Raw genomic sequence first — 16187 nt, forward strand, 5'->3', positions numbered from 1 at the left:
GGACTATCCGACCCGGAAGGCACGCGTGGCGACGGACCGGTCAAGATGATTGATGCCGGTTTCGCCGAGGGTGAAGATGCGCTCGCCGTTCAGGACGCCGAGGCCATGACCGAAGGGTGACGTCGTCGGGATCGCCATAATGTCGCCGATCTGCGCTTCGGAGGGGTGTTCGTATTCCGGCAGATAGGCCGCGACCATGTCGGCCAGATCCGTGAAGCCGGCGGCGCGCATCACGCGGTAGGCAGACGCTGCGTCGTCATAGGCCCCTTCAAATTCGGCGTAGAGGTTCTCACCCGTCAGAACCTCGACGATCCGGCCAGCAAACTTGCAGGCGCAGTCGTTCGTCTTCCAGTCGAAAGGCTGGCGCCGCATGTCGTCGATCACGTCATTGAATGGGCCGACCCAGAGTGGGCGGCGCTTGAGTTCGATCATTCCTGCCCCCAATTCGGCTTCCAGTTCTTCACAGCGCCGGCGTACTTGTTCCACTCGTCGCCCTGCCGGCGCTTCTGCTCCTCCGCCGACGACTTGGCCGAGTTCTTGCGCGTCAGCATCGAGATCGCGTCTGAAATCGTGTTGATCTTCACGCTTCCGTTTTCGCCGACCCCAGGCGTCTCGATCGGCGTTCCATCGACCTCGCCGAGCCAGACGAGTGCTGGCGGAGACACAAGAAGCCGTGAAGTCGGGTCGAGCAGCGCATCCCATATCTCGACCTTCGCTTGGCGGAGATTAATGCCGCGCACGGCTTCCTGCACCGCAGGAGCGATCTGGCTCGCGGTCACCGTGACCGTCTGGATCGTCAGATTGGCGACGCGAGGAATGGTCCCCACCACGAGATTGATTCCGCCGAAGAACAGCCGCGTTGCTGTCTCGCCCGTCAGGCCGCTCGTGACGGTGATGTTTTCCTCGTCGCTTTCCGACCAGAAGCTGACCGGCGCGACGATCGCGCCCGTCGTGTGAGATCGGCCGGTAATGCTCACCAGCTTGCGAGGCACGATCCCGCGTTCGCGCGCATTGGCCAGCGCGGCGTAGAAGTCCGGATGAACGTCTCTCATTTCTTCTGCATCACCTTGAAGCCAGCCCCCTCGGTGTGCAGCTTCCGGCCCGTGCCGGGGTTGTGCGTACCGGGGAGGATGCTGCATTTGCAGTAAGGCTTGGCGAGCCGAATGCTCAGCCCGTTACCGATACCGGACGGGAGATGCGGGAAGACGCCGACCATGCCGGTGACGCCCGCCCCGTTCGCAGCGACAGTCTCCGATATCTCGAAGAAGCCAACGCGCTCCGGGTTGCTGCCGTAGAGGATCGTGAACTTGTCGCCGAGCGTCAGCACGTAACCCGCAGGCAGGCCGGTGAAGGACAGCGACGCACGATCCGTCGCGATGGTTAGCACCTTCACCGCAGCGTTGCCGAGCACGGCGCCGGTCCGATCTGCCTGGGGGTAGAGCGACAGCGGATCGCACAGGTAGAAGGATTCCTGCGTGCCGTGCAGCTTGCGGATCTGCGCGGCGATCTGCTTGGCGCGATCGTTAGACAGCATGATCAGCTCGACAGTCCCGGTCCATAGCGGGCTCGATAGCTCTGCCTGCCAAAACCGCCCGTCGCCGGCAGCCGACATCTCGTCGTTTCGCTGGATATCCCAGACGACAGACGAGATCGCGAGCTGGTCGGCGAAAGTGGCAAGGGAATACGGATAGGTGACGGTCATCCGGCCATCCTCTTGCGTGGATGACGCCGATGCTCCTCGATCCTGTCAGGCAGGAACCGGTTGTTCTCCTCTATCGCGTCCTGGATCGCCTTCAGGTTCTTCTCCGAGACGTCGCCCTGCACGATCACATCGCCGCCACGGATCGTGATTGAACCGGTGTCACCAGCTTTCCTACCCGCAGGAGCGCTGTCGTTCGCAGCATCCTGAATTGTCGATCGGCGCTGCGGCGCAGATGCAGGACCACCAACCAAGCCACCACTTGCATACCCCTGCCAGCCAAGACGCATGCCTTCGACCGTCCCCACACCGCCTGCGCGCGCGATGTCCATTTGCGACCAGACGATTTCGCCCTTGTGGGTAATCCCAGCCGGCTCGTTGATGCCGCCCGGTCCGGTGTAGCCGCCGCCAGCCTTGCCGGTGGTCAGAAAGCTGCCCAGCGTCGTGTTGGGCGCCCAGAATGGACTGGTGGGGCTGATGCCGCCAAGCAGGCTCCCAAGGCCACCCAGAAGGCTGCTCGGGCTGTTGGCGCCGGAAGCAGCATTCATGAGCTGCTGGCTGAACTGGCCGAGGCCAGCGCCGAAGTCCCCGACCCCCTGCATGGCCGTCGAGGTTGCGCTCGTCAGGCCGCCAAGGTTGGTCGCCGCTTCGTTGCTGTTGGCAGCCATGCGCTCGACAGCGGCCGCCGCGGTGTCGTTCTGGGTATTTGCCCCCTGCCCGATGCCTTCCCATTTATCGATGCCAACGCGCTTTGCGCCATACCAGGCGCCCCAGCCGTTCTTCTTCGCGTGATCAAGCGCGAAATCGACGCCGGCCGGCCCGCTCGATGCAAGTGCAGGGTCCATACCGGTTGCCCGCTGGAACTCATTGCCCAGACCACCGCCCTTGTAGAGTTGGAACGGGCCATAGGAGGCTTCGCGGACGCCGTTCTTGACGAAACCCGACTGAAGGTTCCAGCTATTCAGCCCGCCCTCCGACTGCGCCACGCGAAGCGCAATACCTGCGTCAATGCCTCGCTTGGTCGCGGCCTCAGTGATGTAGGACGAGATATCGGTTGCCGGTATCGCAGAGCGCGTCACTGCCATGACAGGCGCTGCCGACGCAGCGACGGGTCCCGCGATGCCGGCGCCGGATGTGGCTGCCGGTGCAGCAGAGCCCGTAATGAGATTGAGAAGGCCAGTGCCGGCCGTCGAGGCGGTTCCGGGTTGACCGAGTACGCTATTGAGAAGGCTGTTGATCAGATTATCCGTAATGCGTCCTGTGACGTTCATCAGCGATTTCAAGAAAGCGTTCCCGAAAGCTTCACCAATCGAATCCCCCTGCATGAGGCCGTCCCGAAGATCTGTGAAAAAGCCACCGAGATCAGCGCGAGCCTGTTTAATGCGCTCAAGTTCTCGAACGCCGTTGGCGAACTCACTATTTAGATCGACGTCGAGCCCCGCTCCGCGCTGACGAGATGCGATATCTTGGTCCGTCCGGTTCCGATATTCCTGCTCCGTCTCGAACTTCAGGTCTGCAGCGAGCTTGAGGTTTGCAGCTTCTGTTGCGGCAACCTTGTAAGCCTGACCAAGCTTCTCAATCTCCGCGCGCTGAGCCGGCGTCGCCTTAGCTCCCTGCTGCTCGACGCGATTGAGAAGATCCAACTGAAAGCGATAGGCTGCGACAGCAACTCCAGCCTGCCCTACCATTGCAGATTCCGCCTGGATCTGCTCAATGCGATCATTCGCAGTGCGGATCATACGGTCGTAGGACTCGCGCACGCGGTCGGCATCTTTTTCCGACTTCGCCAGATCATCACCGAGCTGGATAGGCTTCCGGGTCGGGATCGGAACGCCCACCGTCACCCCTTGAGGGTTGGTGACTGTTGGATTTTCGTTTGCTTCACGAAGTGCAGCCTGCTCTGCATTGTAGGTCTGGATCTCATTCGGATTGGTCATGAACCGACCGTCACCGCTGATAATGGGACCGAGTTGACCTAAGGGGCCGAGCTGCTTGACAAGATCAACCAGGACAGCCGCTTCGGTCTTGAACCCAGAAGCACTTACTGCAGCTTTGTCGAGAGCAGCCGGCAAAAAGTCGAGCGACTTCACGAAGGCATCAATGGCAGGCGTTGATCCGTCTTTGATTAGGCTCGCAAGATCCCTCTGGACGCCGCGCGCCATCTCTGACGTTGCCGTGCCGTTGCCGATCGCCTTTTCAAGCGCCGCAAAATCGCGCTGCAGATTTCCTACCTGCCCCTCATCTCTGCCAAGCTGCTGAAGCTGCGACGCGGTATCCGTCATCGCTATATTCACGTCAGTGATTTGCTTGCGGAGGGTCGTCCACTGATCGTCAGCGGCCTTATCCGCCGCCTCTTTGATTTCCTTGCCGGTCGCAGCGCTTTCGCGAGCCTCGTTGTAAGCCTTCAGCGCAGGAAGAGCCTCACCCCACTTTTGAGCGACAGCGGCAATGAGCGCTGCCTCTTTTTTCAAGGTCTCTTCGGACTTCCCGCCGCCCCACTCCACACTGCTGAAATAACTGGCTGCCGCAGCCGTTGCGCCAATGACACCAATTGTCAGCAATGACACCGGGTTTAGTATCTGAGCAAACGCCCCAGCTACAGCCGGACCAATCGCTTGGCCGCTTGCGCGAATGTCATTGAAGACAGCCGCGACCTGCGGCCCCTGCTGAAGAGCAACGGTGTAGAACGGCATAGATCCGGCCGTTGCTAATACATCAAATCCCTGCGCAGCAAGGTTCGATGTGTTGAAGGCGCGGCCCTCAGGACGATTATCGTTGGCCCCAGACCGGTTGACGCTTGCTGCATACTGCTCGTGCCGGGCCTTCGCCATCATCTGAGCCTGGGCAAGTTCCGCAGTGCTGATTTCCGCGCGATCTGCCAGCATCGCATATTCGGCCAGCTCAGAATTCAGACGAGCCTGAGAAGCCCCAACCGGATCGAGTTGAGCACGTAGCGATGCCGCCTTTTGTGCGTATCGGTCGGCATCGCGCGCAGCTTCTTCAAAAACCGCCGCTGATCCCCGCGCTGAGGTGCCGTAGCCGTTCACACCGAGGCGAGCGTTGAGGTCGCTGGAAAATGCGCCACCCGCCTGCGCGGCACGTAGGCGATCAATCTCTTCACGTCGCGCCATCTGTCAACGGCGGAGTAAAATCCTGCCACGCGGCGGCGCAAAAGTCGGCCACTTGTGGCGCGCGCATGAGACCGCCGGGAGGGCTTAGGCCCGAGCGGGGGTCTCATGCGCGCGTTGCGATTTTCGAAGGGCGTCAGCCGGCCTTTCGGGCGCGGCTTTGGGCGAGACGATAGCTGTCGCCGTTCATCTCGAGGATGCTGACGTGATGGGTGATGCGGTCGAGCAAAGCGCCGGTCAGGCGCTCGGACCCCAAGGTTTCCGTCCATTCGTCAAAAGGAAGGTTGCTGGTGATCAGGGTCGCGCCTCGCTCGTATCGTTGCGAGATCAGCTCGAACAGCAATTCCGCGCCGGTCTTTGACAGCGGCACGAAGCCCAGTTCATCGATGATCAACAGCTGGTAGGCGGCCATCTGCTTCTGGAACCGGATGAGACGCCGCTCGTCGCGCGCCTCCATCATCTCGCTGACCAGTGCGGCCGCTGTCGTGAACCCAACGGACAGGCCCTTCTGGCAGGCGGCCAGGCCGAGGCCGAGCGCCACATGGGTCTTGCCCGTGCCGCTGGGGCCGAGAGCGATAACGTTCTCCCTGCGCTCGATCCATTCGCAGCGCGCCAGTTCCAGCACCTGCATCCTGTTCAGCTTTGGGATGGCGGCGAAGTCGAAACTGTCGAGGCTTTTGACGACCGGGAACCTGGCCGCCTTGATGCGACGCTCGACCTTGCGACGGTCCCGTTCGATCATCTCCCGCTCGGCAAGCCGGGTGAGGTATCCGACATGATCGACGCCTTCGGTGGCGCACAGCCGGGCCAGCTTCTGGTACTCGCGCTGGAAACTCGGCAGCTTCAGGGTTTTGAGATAATGGGTGAGAAGGATCTCGGGTGCTTGGGTGTTCATGCGACTTCTCCCGCATCCGACGACAGGAGACGCATATACGCCTTCGCCGATGTCGTCTCGACCGTCGCCCTCGGCAAATACGGGTAGATGGACAGGTCCAGTCTGGGCGGCCGGCGTTCCACCCGGCACAGGATCAGATGCTTGACGGCGTCAAAGCCAATGGCGCCAAGCTGGATCGCCTGCTTCACCGCCGCATGCAGATCGGCGAGTTCGAAGCTCTCCAGCAGGCGGAGGACCTGCACGTACTCACGCCGGCCGTGTTTGGCCATGCGGCCTTCCATCAACCGGCGCAGCGTAGCGAACTCTTGCGGCAAGTCCCAGCCCTGGAGGGGCGCTGCCTGATCCAGCGAATTGATCTTCTGCTCGATCAGCGGCAGGTAATGGACAGGATCGAAGACGACGTCTTCCCGTTCCCAGCACCGAGGATGGCGGGCGATGATCTCGCCACGGCCACCAATGACCACTTCGTTGACATAGCCGCGCACCCACACATCCTGATGGCCATAGGCGACCGGGACGGAATAGTCGTTGGTCTTGTAGCGCACCAGCGACTGCGCCGTCACCTTGGCACTTGCCTGGTCGCAGGCATCAAATGGCGAGGCTGGCAAGGCGCGCATGGCAGCCAGATCGCGCCGCAAGCGCTCGCCGATCGTCTCGCTCTCGCCGCGCAGCCTGTCGCGCTGGCGCTTCCGGCACTGCTCCTCCAGAAAGGTGTTGAACGCCTCCCATGTCGCAAACTGCGGGATCGGTACCATGAAGTTGCGCCGGGCATAGCCGACGAGACCCTCGACGTTCCCCTTGTCGTTGCCCTTGCCGGGACGGCCATAGCGATCCCGGATAAGGTAGTGGGACAGGAAGCCGCTGAACAACGTCGCGCGCTTGCGGGTGCCGTCAGGCAAAATCTTCGCCACCAGGCAACGGTCGTTGTCGTAGACGATCGATTGCGGCACGGCGCCGAAGAAAGCGAACGCATGGACATGGCCATCGACCCAGGCCTCGGCCACTGCCGCCGGATAGGCCCGCACGTAGCAGCCGTCGCTGTGCGGAAGGTCGAGCACGAAGAAATGCGCCTTCTGCTCGACACCGCCGATGACCACCATCGCCTCACCGAAATCGGCCTGCGCATGGCCGGGCGGATGCGACAGCGGCACGAACACTTCCTGGCGGCGCTGATCCCGCTCGCGCATGTAATCCTTGATGATCGTATAGCCGCCAGTGAACCCGCATTCGTCTCGAAGCCGGTCAAACACCCGCTTGGCCGTATGGCGCTGCTTGCGCGGCACTTGTCTGTCTTCGTCCAGCCAGTGATCGATCGTCGAGACAAACGCATCCAGCTTGGGCCGCCGGATCGGTGATTGTCGCTGATAGCCAGGTGGCGTCGAATAGGACAGCATCTTGGAAACGCTGTCGCGCGATATGTTGAAATGCTTTGCAGCCTGACGCCGGCTCATGCCTTCCGAGCAAGCCAGTCGAACCTTCAGATATAATTCCACGGTATAGATCCCCAGGCCCTCCTGCGCTCATTGCAGAAGAGAAATAGGTGGCCGACTTTTACGCCGCCCGAAGCGGGACAATCCCGCCGCTACCGTGGTCTAATTTTGCACCGCCGCTCTCAAGTCATTCTATCCAGCTTCCGCCACGGAGGACCGGTCATGAGCTACGAGGACCTGAAAAGGATGGCCGACCGCGCCCACATCGGCATGGCCTTGCACGGCACGAACGCGCTCACGGGTGGACCCGTCGATCGCCTGCCCCCGCGTCTGTGGGAAGACTTCCGGGTTGAGCTTCAGCGCCGGTACCGCAAAGCGACGGGCGAGGAGTTCGCCGTGCTCTCCGTGGGCGTGGCACCGGCGCCACCCCAACCGATTTGCCAAGGCAGCATCTCCGCGCTGCCGGTATCGGCCGCGATCCTGAGAACGACCAGGTCGTCTTTCTGTCCCTCAATCGTCGTCCGACCAACGACGAGGTGCGCGCCATTCACGGCGCTATCGGCCGTACGCCCGCGTCGTGCCCCTTCTGCGCCAATCCGACCTACGTCCTGCTGTGCTCCCATTGCGGTGAGCCGGACGTGCCAGACAGCGAATTCTGAGGATCGCCACCATGAAAAACAGGCTCATCGACCTTAACAACCATCTGTTCTCCCAGCTTGAGCGTCTCAGCGATGAGACGCTAACGAGCGAGCAAATCGAAACCGAGGTGAAGCGCACCGATGCAATTGTTGATGTGAGCGAACAGCTCATTCGCAATTCTGAGCTTGCCCTCAAGGCGGCAACGCTCGTTGCCAATCACGGCGATCGTTTTAAGCCGATGCTTCCCACGATTTTCAGAGCCGCAGATACTCTTGAAGGCAAAGCCATCACGGACGGAGCCGAGAAATGAAAGGCTCATGGATCCAGTACAGCGCTGGCGAAATGGAGTGGCTTGAGGCCAATCGGCTGTTGCCGATCGCCGAATACCATGCAGCATTTTGCCGAGAGTTCTCACGCAACGATGTTTCCGCAGGCAATCTACATGCCCTTCGCAAACGCAAAGGATGGAAGACAGGCCGCACTGGGCACTTCGCCAAAGGCAGCGTTCCGCTAAACAAGGGTGTTCCGTGTGAACCCGGCAAAGGCGGACGGCATCCGAACGCGCAGCGCTCCCATTTCAAGACCGGGCAACTGCCGCACAATACCAAATTCCTCGGCCATAAGCGCGTTTCGAAGGACGGATATGTCGAGATCAGTATCGACGAAGAGAACCCGCATACCGGCTACGAGCGTCGCTATGTGCTGAAGCACCTCCACCTATGGGAAAAAGCCAATGGACCAGTTCCCGAAGGCCAATGCCTCAAATGCTTGGACGGCAACAGGCTTAATACCGATCCGTCGAATTGGCTTCCGATCTCGCGTGGTGTTTTGCCGCGGCTCAATGGCGGCCGGGCGACACGCGTCATGGCTTACGACACAGCCCCTGATGAGTTGAAGCCGGTGCTTATGACGATGGCTCGCATCGAGCACAAGGCAAGCGAGCTTCGTCGCAACCGCACTGGAGGCCGGCATGATCAAAAATGAAAACCCATCTTCCAAACCGAAGCCGAACGATGGCACGCGGCGAACCTTCGTGATCCCGGATGGCCATTATCCCGTACTCGATGAAGACGGCCGAGCGACGGGAGAGGTGCTACCTCTGCCAGCGCCAGCATCCCAGAACAACGGGAGCGAGAAATGACATCGGTTGCCGTCGTCAAAAAATCAGATCTTCAGCGCATGGCAGACGTCGCAAACGAGCGGAATGTCACCGTCGAGATCGTCGAGGGAGGCCGCACGATCAGGGTGTCACCGGTTCACGCCGCAGCACCGGAGAAATCTCCGCTTGCGCCCAAGGGCGGACTCCGCTTCTGATGGAGGACATGCCACGCAAATTGCCCCTGAACGTCATCAAGGAAAAGAACCGTCACGGGACGTGGGTATTTTATTACCGCGTAGGGAAAGGCACCAGGACACGCTTGCGCGGCGAGCCAGGTAGCCCTGAGTTCAATGCAGCTTACAAGGCTGCAGTGATGGACACCCCAGATCAAGTGCGGCGCACGCGATCTGACAGCCGTTCGGTGCGGTGGCTGGTTGAGCGCTACATGGAGAGCCGGCAGTGGGCCGAGCTATCGATGTCGACCCGGCGCGCGCGCGGCAACCTCTTCAAGCAGATGGTGGAGGCGATCGGCGAAGACCATTTCACAGACATGTCAAAGCAGGACATGGAGATGGCGCTCGATGCGAGGGCGAAGACCCCAGCTCAGGCAAACTGCCTATTGAAGGCCGTGCGTGGACTGTTCGCATGGGCCATTAAGAGCGATATTGCAATATTCGACCCGACCCGCGGGGTTGAGCCCGTCCGCTACAAGTCCGATGGCTTTGAGCCGTGGACAATCGACGACGTTCATAGGTTCTGCGTCAAATGGCAGGTCGGAACTCGCCAGCGCCTCGCGTTCGAGCTTCTGCTATGCTCAGGCCTTCGCCGATCAGACATCGTGAAGGCCGGCCGGCAGCACATGACCGGCAACACCTTTTCCATGCGCACGAAAAAGACTGGCGCTGAGATCACAATCGAGTTTCCGGCAAGACTTATCGACGTGCTGGCGCAGACACAGACCGGAGATCTCGCCTTCATAGTCGGCGAGACCGGGCGCCCATTTACCGTCGAGAGCTTTGGCAATTGGTTCCGGAAACATTGCAACGCTGCCGGCATCGACAAGAGCGCCCACGGCGTCCGCAAACTATCCGCTACTCTGGCGGCGAATGCTGGCGCGTCATCGCATGAACTTATGGCGCAGTTCGGCTGGGCAACATCGCGCCAGGCCGAAACCTACACGAAAAAAGCCGACCGCAAGCGCCTTGGGATCAAGGCTTCGAAGATGGTTGCAGAACAAATTGAGATCGAAATTTCCCCGCACCTAAGTTCTAGTGCGGGAAAATCGCGAAACAGTAAGCGATTTCAACGGCATAGAAAATATGTGGTGCCCCATGCCGGAGTCGAACCAGCACTCCTTTCGGAACTCGATTTTGAGTCGAGCGCGTCTACCAATTCCGCCAATGGGGCACGGAGAGGCAAGTTCGGGATTTATACGGGTGGGGCGGGCTTGGTCAACCGGGATTTCGCGGTCTGCGTGGCAATTGCGCGAGAGAATGGGCAAGACGGTCCATCGGCAGAAGGCGGGATTGGGAAACGATGGTGCGGAGCAGCATCAGGCGCGCCGTGGTGATTTACAGGGGCTGTATTCCTGCATAGAAGCTGATGGATGCCTCGTCCGGGGCGTTGCCCCGTCTTGTTACGTGAACGAGGAATTGCCGATGCTCCGCAGCCTTTACGACTGGACCATGTCGCTTGCCGCGCGCAAGTCGGCCGAGGTCTGGCTTGCCGTCATCGCCTTCGTGGAGAGCTCCATCTTTCTCGTGCCGGCCGATGTCCTGTTCCTGCCGATGGCGCTGGCACGGCCGGAGCGCGCCTGGCGCTACGCGGCGGTCGCGACCGTTGCCTCCGTGCTCGGCGGTATCGCCGGCTGGTATCTCGGGCATTACGCCTTCGAGGCGCTGGCGCGGCCGGTGCTCGAATTCTACGGCAAGCTCGAAGCCTTCGAGACGATGCGGGCGTCCTTCAGCAACGAGATGCTGGTGCTGCTGCTGATCACCTCGGGCCTCGCACATCTGCCGCCCATCAAGGTCGTGACGATCCTGTCCGGCGTCGCGGGCATTCACCTCGGCCTGTTCATCGTCTGCGCCATCATCGCGCGCGGCGCGCGATTCTTTCTCCTGGCCTGGCTGCTGCGCCGCTATGGCGAGGAGATCCGGCATTTCATCGAGAAGCGCCTCGGCCTGATTTCGGCGGTCGCCGCCGCCGCGCTGATCGTCCTTTTCGTCGCCTACCGCTTCTTCCTGCACAATCCCGAGATCGTCACACCCTGACACTTCACGCGAAGCCGCCGCCGCAAAACAGATTTCGCTCCCCAACGATATGCTGTAAGGGCTTCGTGACCCGCACAGCGAACCCGCCTTCCGGAGCCCGTAGACCGTGACAGCCATCCAACGCTCCCCTGCCCTGTCCTCCGCCGTCCTCGTCACGCTCGGCATGATCGTCACGGTGGGAACCGCGCTCGGCTTCGAGCATCTCGGCGGCTATATCCCCTGCGCGCTCTGCCTGATGCAGCGCGAGCCATACTATTACGGCATTCCCGTCGGCGTGCTCGCGATCATCAGCGCCGCCTTCCCCATGCCGGCCTGGCTGCCCCGGCTTCTGCTGGCGGTCGTGGCGATTATGATGCTGGTCGGCGCCGGCATCGGCATCTACCACGCAGGCGTCGAGTGGCATTTCTGGGAGGGACCTTCAAGCTGCGCAACCTCGGCGCAGGGCGTCTCGGCGAATGTCGGCGATCTCCTAAGCGATCTAGACAGCAAGCACGGCCCGTCCTGCATGGATGCGGCGCTCCGCGTGCTCGGCTTGTCGTTCGCCGGCTGGAACGTGCTGGCTAGCCTTGTGCTCGCGGCCCTTGCCATCCGCGGCGCCATCAAGGCGCGGTAACGCGAAACGGGCGCCCGTTCAGGCACCCGCAAACCCGTCGGCGGTCCGCCACAGCCAAGCCTTATGGCTGCAGTTCGACATCCCAGTAGAGATAGTCCATCCAGCTTTCGTGCAGGAAGTTCGGCGGGAACAGCCGGCCGTTATTGTGCAAGTCCTGCACCGTCGGGTGATAGGGCTTCTGGTGCGGGAACATGCCGGCATTGCGCGGCATCTTGCCGCCCTTGCGCAGGTTGCAGGGCGAGCATGCGGCCACCACGTTCTCCCACGTCGTCTGCCCGCCATGGCAGCGCGGAATGACGTGATCGAAGGTCAGGTCGTCTGGCGAGCCGCAATACTGGCACTCGAACCGGTCGCGCAGGAAGACGTTGAAACGGGTGAAGGCCGGGTGACGCGAGGGCTGCACATAGCTCTTCAGGCAGACGACGCTTGGAAGCTTCATCGAAAAGCTGGGCGAAGAAACCTGGTGGTCGTATTCCGCGAGAATAACGACACGGTCAAGGAAGACCGCCTTGATCGCGTCCTGCCAGGACCAGAGCGACAAAGGGTAATAACTAAGAGGCCGGTAGTCCGCGTTCAACACGAGCGCAGGCAAGGCCTGAGGTGAGACTGCAATCGTCAAGTCCAGTGACTCCTGATCGATTCGGCATCTGCACTTCTATATTAGGCCCGTTACGTCAGGATTGTGAAGCCGAAAGGAAATCGGGAACAAAAGATTCATTTCAGATGGTTACGCGCCACGCGCCGCGGCGCGCATCAGGTCACGACAGGCGTCGCATCGCGACGCATGCAGCTTGCATAGTAAGCCCAGAACAACCGTGCCGCGACGCTGCGCCATGGGCTCCACGCGACACTGATCGCCTCCAATGCCCGAGCGGATGGACGCGCCGGCAAGTGAAGCGCATGCGCAACGGCGCTCTGCAGGGCGATGTCCCCGACCGGAAACACATCTCTGTGACCCGCGCAGAAGACGAGATAGACCTCCGCCGTCCAGCGACCGATGCCCGGCAGCGCACACAAAGCTGAAATCGCGGCTTCCGCTTCCATATCGCAGATTGCCTCAAGGTTGAGCACGCCGGTCTCAGCCGCCACGGCCGAACCCCGCAGCGCCTTGATCTTCGCACCCGATAGCCCGATGGCGCGGCAATCCTCATCGTCCAGCGCCAGGAAGGCCTGCGCCTCGACCGTGCCGAGCCGCAGGAGCATCCGGTTCCAGATCGCAGCCGCGCTCGCCTTGGAGATCATCTGCGACACGATGATCGCGGCCAGACCGGAAAAGCCAGGCTCGGACCGTCGCAGCGGCACCGGGCCGGCAATGGCGATAGTGTACGCGAGCCGGGGATCGAGGGCGCCCAGCGCCGCCAGGCCGAAAGTGACATCGTCGTCGCTTGAAATCCGCATTGCGAGGGTCCTCCCACCGTCTCGGCTCGACCGTCTTGGCTCGTCGGCGCATTGATGGCAGAACAGGAGCATGCCGAACAGCCCGCCAAAGCCCCCGGTGTATCGCTTCGCGCCCAGCCCGAACGGCGCGCTTCATCTCGGCCATGCTCTGTCGGCCCTGCTCAACGCGGATTTTGCGAGCGCGGCAGGTGGCCGGCTTCTGCTGAGGCTGGAGGACATCGACCGCGCACGCTGCCGGCTGGAATTCGAACACGCGATCTTCGAGGATCTCGACTGGCTCGGATTCTCGTTCGAGGAGCCTGTGCGGCGCCAGTCCGAACACTTTGCCGACTACGAGACCGCGCTCGACCGCCTCCGGTCCCACGGCCTCGTCTACCCCGCTTTCCTGACCCGTGGCGAGATCCGCGCTCATGTCGCAGCCATCGAGGTCGGCGGCGGCACCTGGCCGCGCGATCCCGACGGTGCGCCGCTCTATCCCGGCCCTGAGCGAACATGGGATATCCGGCAGAGAGAGGATGCGGTTGCCGCAGCAGCGGCGACCGGACGACCTTACGCCTGGCGCCTGGACATGCAGAAAGCTTGCAACAGCATCGACAGGCTGCTCGCATGGCGCGAGACCGGTGTCCGTCCGCAGGGAGAAACAGGCAATCCGGAAAGCATGGCAGGAACGGTCGAAGCGCGACCGGAAGCCTGGGGCGACGTCATTCTGTCGCGGCCGGATGCGCCCTCCAGCTATCACCTGTCGGTGACGGTGGACGACGCGTTGCAGGGCGTGACACATGTCGTGCGCGGGCAGGACCTCTTCCATGCGACGGCGGTGCACCGCCTGCTCCAAACCCTTCTCGACCTGCCGGAACCCGTCTACCACCACCACCGCCTCATCCTCGGGCCGGATGGGCGCAAGCTGTCGAAGAGCCATCGGGACACGGGCCTTGCCGCCCTGCGGGAAAGCGGCCTCTCAGCGGCGGATGTCCGCGCGCTTGTCCTCTGACGCCGGTGCTGCCTCCTCTGGAAGCGCGATGTCACGCGTGCCCGTCGCCTCGACCGCCGGCATGCCGCGGAAATGGCGGATGACCATGCGCTTGACCTTGTACTTCATGATCGCGGCATTGATCTCGGCGCCGATGATGAAGATCGCGCCGAGCATATACAGGAAGACGAGCACGATCATGATCGAGGCAAGGCCCGCATAGGTCGAGACGTAGTTCGCGAAATTCGAGAGGTATGACGCGAAACCGAAGGCGCCGATCGTCCAGGCAATGAGCGTGATGAGAATGCCGGGCAGGACATCCATGATCTTTCGCCGGCCATCGGGCAGCCAGAGATGCGAGACAATCAGCCCGCAGGTGAGGATCAGGAGCGCGAGCGCCAGTCCCCAGTTGTCCACCATGGACAGAAGCTCGTCCAGCCAAGGCAGCCAGCGGTCGGCATAGCGAAGCGCCAGGGGAACGGCGACGAGCAGCAGGCTGACGAAGGCGAGGATGACGACGCCCGCCATCACGAAGCCGAGACTGGCGAGGCGCGTCACGTACCACGGCCGGCTTTCCGCCACGCGGTAGGCGCGGTTGAGCGAGATGCGCAGCGCCTCGACGCCATTGGACGCGAAATAGGCCGCAGCCAGCACCGAAACGGTGAGCAAACCGCCGCGCGGCGTCGTCAGCACCTGCACGATCTCGTCGGCGATCGGCTTTGCGATCGATGGCGGCCATGTGTCGAAGATCAGGTGGACGGCAGTGGTGGCGAACTGGTCGGCTCCGAGAAAGCTGCCGAGCGCGGTGCCGAAGATCAGGAACGGAAAGATCGCGAGCAGTGACGACAGTGCGACGTGACTGGCCATCGCCCAGCCGTCATCGTCGCTGAAATGCCACAACGCGTCGAATGTGACCTTCCAGGCCATACGCAGGAACAACGGCATCCGGTCTCCGTTCTCAAGGACGCGACGTCCCTTTCTCCGGGATACGAAACACGCCGCGATTTGGTTTCATGTACGTTCACGCACCCGGGCGTTCACCCAGCCATTCTCGCAGGTGCCGCCACATTGTCACCTGCCTGCGAATATGGGAAACCAGCGCTCCAAGTCCACATGTCACGTGCACATGCCCGCGAGCAACGTTCAGATCGACAAGAGCCCCATGACAGACAGCCCCCACCGGCCCACCATCATCGTCACGGGATGCTCCTCCGGCATCGGCGCCTATGCCGCAAGAGCGCTCACCCGAGACGGCTGGCGCGTCTTCGCGACCGTGCGCCGGGAGGAAGACCGGGAAAGCCTTGAAGCCGATGGCATCGAGACCTTTCTGATGGACTACACCCGCACGGAAACGATCGCGGCACTGGTCGAGGCGGTTCTGGCGCGCACCGGCGGGCGGCTGGATGCGCTGTTCAACAACGGCGCATACGGGCAGGCCGGTGCGGTGGAGGATCTTCCGACGGAAGCGCTTCGCCAGCAGCTCGAAACCAATGTCATCGGCTGGCACGACCTCACCCGCCGCGTCATTCCCGTCATGCGGGCGCAGGGCCGCGGTCGCATCGTGCAGTGTTCTTCTATCCTCGGCATCGTGCCCTACAGGTGGCGCGGCGCCTATAATGCCTCGAAGTTCGCCATCGAGGGCCTGTCTCTGACCCTGCGCATGGAGCTTGCCGGCACCGGCATCGAGGTCAGCCTCATCGAGCCCGGCCCCATCGAGTCGCGCTTTACCGCCACTGCGGTCACGCATATCCGCCGTCACATCGATCTCGAAGGTTCCGTTCACCGCGAGGAATATGCCCGGCAGATGCGTCGGCTGACCGGCGAAAGCGGCCCGTCGCGTGGCAAGCTCGGGCCGGAGGCGGTCTATGCCGTTCTTGTGAAAGCTTTGACGGCAAAACGCCCGCGACCGCACTATATTGTGACTCAACCGGCCAAACAGGGCGCACGGCTGAAAAAATGGCTTCCGGCGGGCCTGTTCTATCGCATTATTGGGCGCCTCGGCTGAGCGGCCGGATCCTCTCTGGTGGGACGGCAGCGGCCGTCAGA

The 16187-nt window shown here is 62.0% G+C and carries 18 protein-coding genes and 1 tRNA gene; 7 read left to right on the plus strand and 12 right to left on the minus strand.

Translation table 11 applies throughout. The annotated features are described in order from the left end of the window. Positions 1-3: 3 nt before the first annotated feature. The 7 genes from GA0004734_RS16510 to GA0004734_RS16540 form a co-directional block, all read right to left on the minus strand. Positions 4-432, minus strand: a complete 429-nt coding sequence (locus GA0004734_RS16510; RefSeq protein WP_092935425.1) for a DUF6950 family protein — start codon at positions 430-432, stop codon at positions 4-6. Continuing rightward, the gene (locus GA0004734_RS16515) at positions 429-1052 is read right to left on the minus strand and encodes a hypothetical protein (RefSeq protein ID WP_092935427.1); all 624 of its coding nucleotides are present in this window, start codon (positions 1050-1052) and stop codon (positions 429-431) included. The genes GA0004734_RS16510 and GA0004734_RS16515 overlap by 4 nt, the downstream gene beginning before the upstream one ends. After that, positions 1049-1702 (minus strand): hypothetical protein, encoded by a 654-nt coding sequence (locus GA0004734_RS16520; protein ID WP_092935429.1) that lies wholly within the window; start codon positions 1700-1702, stop codon positions 1049-1051. The genes GA0004734_RS16515 and GA0004734_RS16520 overlap by 4 nt, the downstream gene beginning before the upstream one ends. Continuing rightward, the gene (locus GA0004734_RS16525; RefSeq protein WP_092935431.1) at positions 1699-4830 is read right to left on the minus strand and encodes a hypothetical protein; all 3132 of its coding nucleotides are present in this window, start codon (positions 4828-4830) and stop codon (positions 1699-1701) included. The genes GA0004734_RS16520 and GA0004734_RS16525 overlap by 4 nt, the downstream gene beginning before the upstream one ends. Before the next feature lie 133 nt (positions 4831-4963). Further along, on the minus strand, positions 4964-5722 hold the full coding sequence (gene istB / locus GA0004734_RS16530; protein ID WP_092930036.1) for an IS21-like element helper ATPase IstB: 759 nt from the start codon (positions 5720-5722) through the stop codon (positions 4964-4966). Further along, positions 5719-7215, minus strand: coding sequence for an IS21 family transposase (gene istA / locus GA0004734_RS16535; RefSeq protein WP_139056207.1), 1497 nt, complete (start codon positions 7213-7215; stop codon positions 5719-5721). The genes istB and istA overlap by 4 nt, the downstream gene beginning before the upstream one ends. A 129-nt stretch (positions 7216-7344) precedes the next feature. After that, positions 7345-7596, minus strand: a complete 252-nt coding sequence (locus GA0004734_RS16540; RefSeq protein WP_139056291.1) for a hypothetical protein — start codon at positions 7594-7596, stop codon at positions 7345-7347. Positions 7597-7822: 226 nt separating this feature from the next. Between GA0004734_RS16540 and GA0004734_RS16545 the strand changes: the two genes are divergently transcribed. The 3 genes from GA0004734_RS16545 to GA0004734_RS26060 all read left to right on the plus strand — a co-directional run bounded on the left by GA0004734_RS16545 (position 7823) and on the right by GA0004734_RS26060 (position 9105). Further along, positions 7823-8101, plus strand: a complete 279-nt coding sequence (locus tag GA0004734_RS16545) for a hypothetical protein (RefSeq protein WP_092935435.1) — start codon at positions 7823-7825, stop codon at positions 8099-8101. Beyond that, the gene (locus tag GA0004734_RS16550) at positions 8098-8775 is read left to right on the plus strand and encodes an HNH endonuclease (RefSeq protein WP_092935437.1); all 678 of its coding nucleotides are present in this window, start codon (positions 8098-8100) and stop codon (positions 8773-8775) included. Before GA0004734_RS16545 ends, GA0004734_RS16550 begins: the two co-directional genes overlap by 4 nt. 153 nt (positions 8776-8928) lie before the next feature. Next, entirely contained in the window at positions 8929-9105 is a 177-nt protein-coding gene (locus GA0004734_RS26060) for a hypothetical protein (protein ID WP_175386432.1), read from the plus strand. A gap of 614 nt (positions 9106-9719) precedes the next feature. Here the strand turns inward: GA0004734_RS26060 and GA0004734_RS26430 are convergent. Both GA0004734_RS26430 and GA0004734_RS16560 read right to left on the minus strand, forming a co-directional pair. Further along, positions 9720-9962: a hypothetical protein gene (locus tag GA0004734_RS26430; protein WP_245292448.1), complete on the minus strand. Its 243-nt coding sequence runs from the start codon at positions 9960-9962 to the stop codon at positions 9720-9722. 250 nt (positions 9963-10212) lie between these two features. Then, positions 10213-10297: transfer RNA gene (locus GA0004734_RS16560), tRNA-Leu, on the minus strand. 251 nt (positions 10298-10548) lie between these two features. On the opposite strand from GA0004734_RS16560, the gene GA0004734_RS16565 reads away from it, so the two are divergent. Both GA0004734_RS16565 and GA0004734_RS16570 read left to right on the plus strand, forming a co-directional pair. Next, on the plus strand, positions 10549-11160 hold the full coding sequence (locus GA0004734_RS16565; protein WP_092935439.1) for a YqaA family protein: 612 nt from the start codon (positions 10549-10551) through the stop codon (positions 11158-11160). Positions 11161-11266: 106 nt separating this feature from the next. Continuing rightward, a complete protein-coding gene (locus GA0004734_RS16570; protein ID WP_280949509.1) occupies positions 11267-11773 on the plus strand; it encodes a disulfide bond formation protein B in 507 nt (168 codons plus the stop codon). Between the two features lie 61 nt (positions 11774-11834). Here GA0004734_RS16570 and GA0004734_RS16575 read toward each other — a convergent pair whose 3' ends face one another. Then, positions 11835-12392, minus strand: a complete 558-nt coding sequence (locus GA0004734_RS16575) for an HNH endonuclease (protein ID WP_092935441.1) — start codon at positions 12390-12392, stop codon at positions 11835-11837. Between the two features lie 134 nt (positions 12393-12526). Beyond that, complete coding sequence (locus GA0004734_RS16580) at positions 12527-13171, minus strand: DNA-3-methyladenine glycosylase family protein (protein ID WP_092935443.1); 645 nt, start codon at positions 13169-13171, stop codon at positions 12527-12529. A gap of 70 nt (positions 13172-13241) precedes the next feature. On the opposite strand from GA0004734_RS16580, the gene gluQRS reads away from it, so the two are divergent. Beyond that, positions 13242-14162 (plus strand): tRNA glutamyl-Q(34) synthetase GluQRS, encoded by a 921-nt coding sequence (gene gluQRS, locus GA0004734_RS16585; protein WP_092935445.1) that lies wholly within the window; start codon positions 13242-13244, stop codon positions 14160-14162. On the opposite strand, the gene GA0004734_RS16590 is transcribed toward gluQRS, so the two are convergent. Beyond that, on the minus strand, positions 14130-15086 hold the full coding sequence (locus tag GA0004734_RS16590; RefSeq protein ID WP_092935447.1) for a YihY/virulence factor BrkB family protein: 957 nt from the start codon (positions 15084-15086) through the stop codon (positions 14130-14132). The genes gluQRS and GA0004734_RS16590 overlap by 33 nt on opposite strands. 217 nt (positions 15087-15303) lie before the next feature. Here GA0004734_RS16590 and GA0004734_RS16595 point away from each other — a divergent pair, with 217 nt between their 5' ends. Then, positions 15304-16146, plus strand: a complete 843-nt coding sequence (locus GA0004734_RS16595; RefSeq protein ID WP_092936382.1) for an SDR family oxidoreductase — start codon at positions 15304-15306, stop codon at positions 16144-16146. Positions 16147-16187 lie beyond the last annotated feature (41 nt).

The organism is Rhizobium sp. 9140, assembly GCF_900067135.1.
Taxonomy (GTDB): Bacteria; Pseudomonadota; Alphaproteobacteria; order Rhizobiales; family Rhizobiaceae; genus Ferranicluibacter.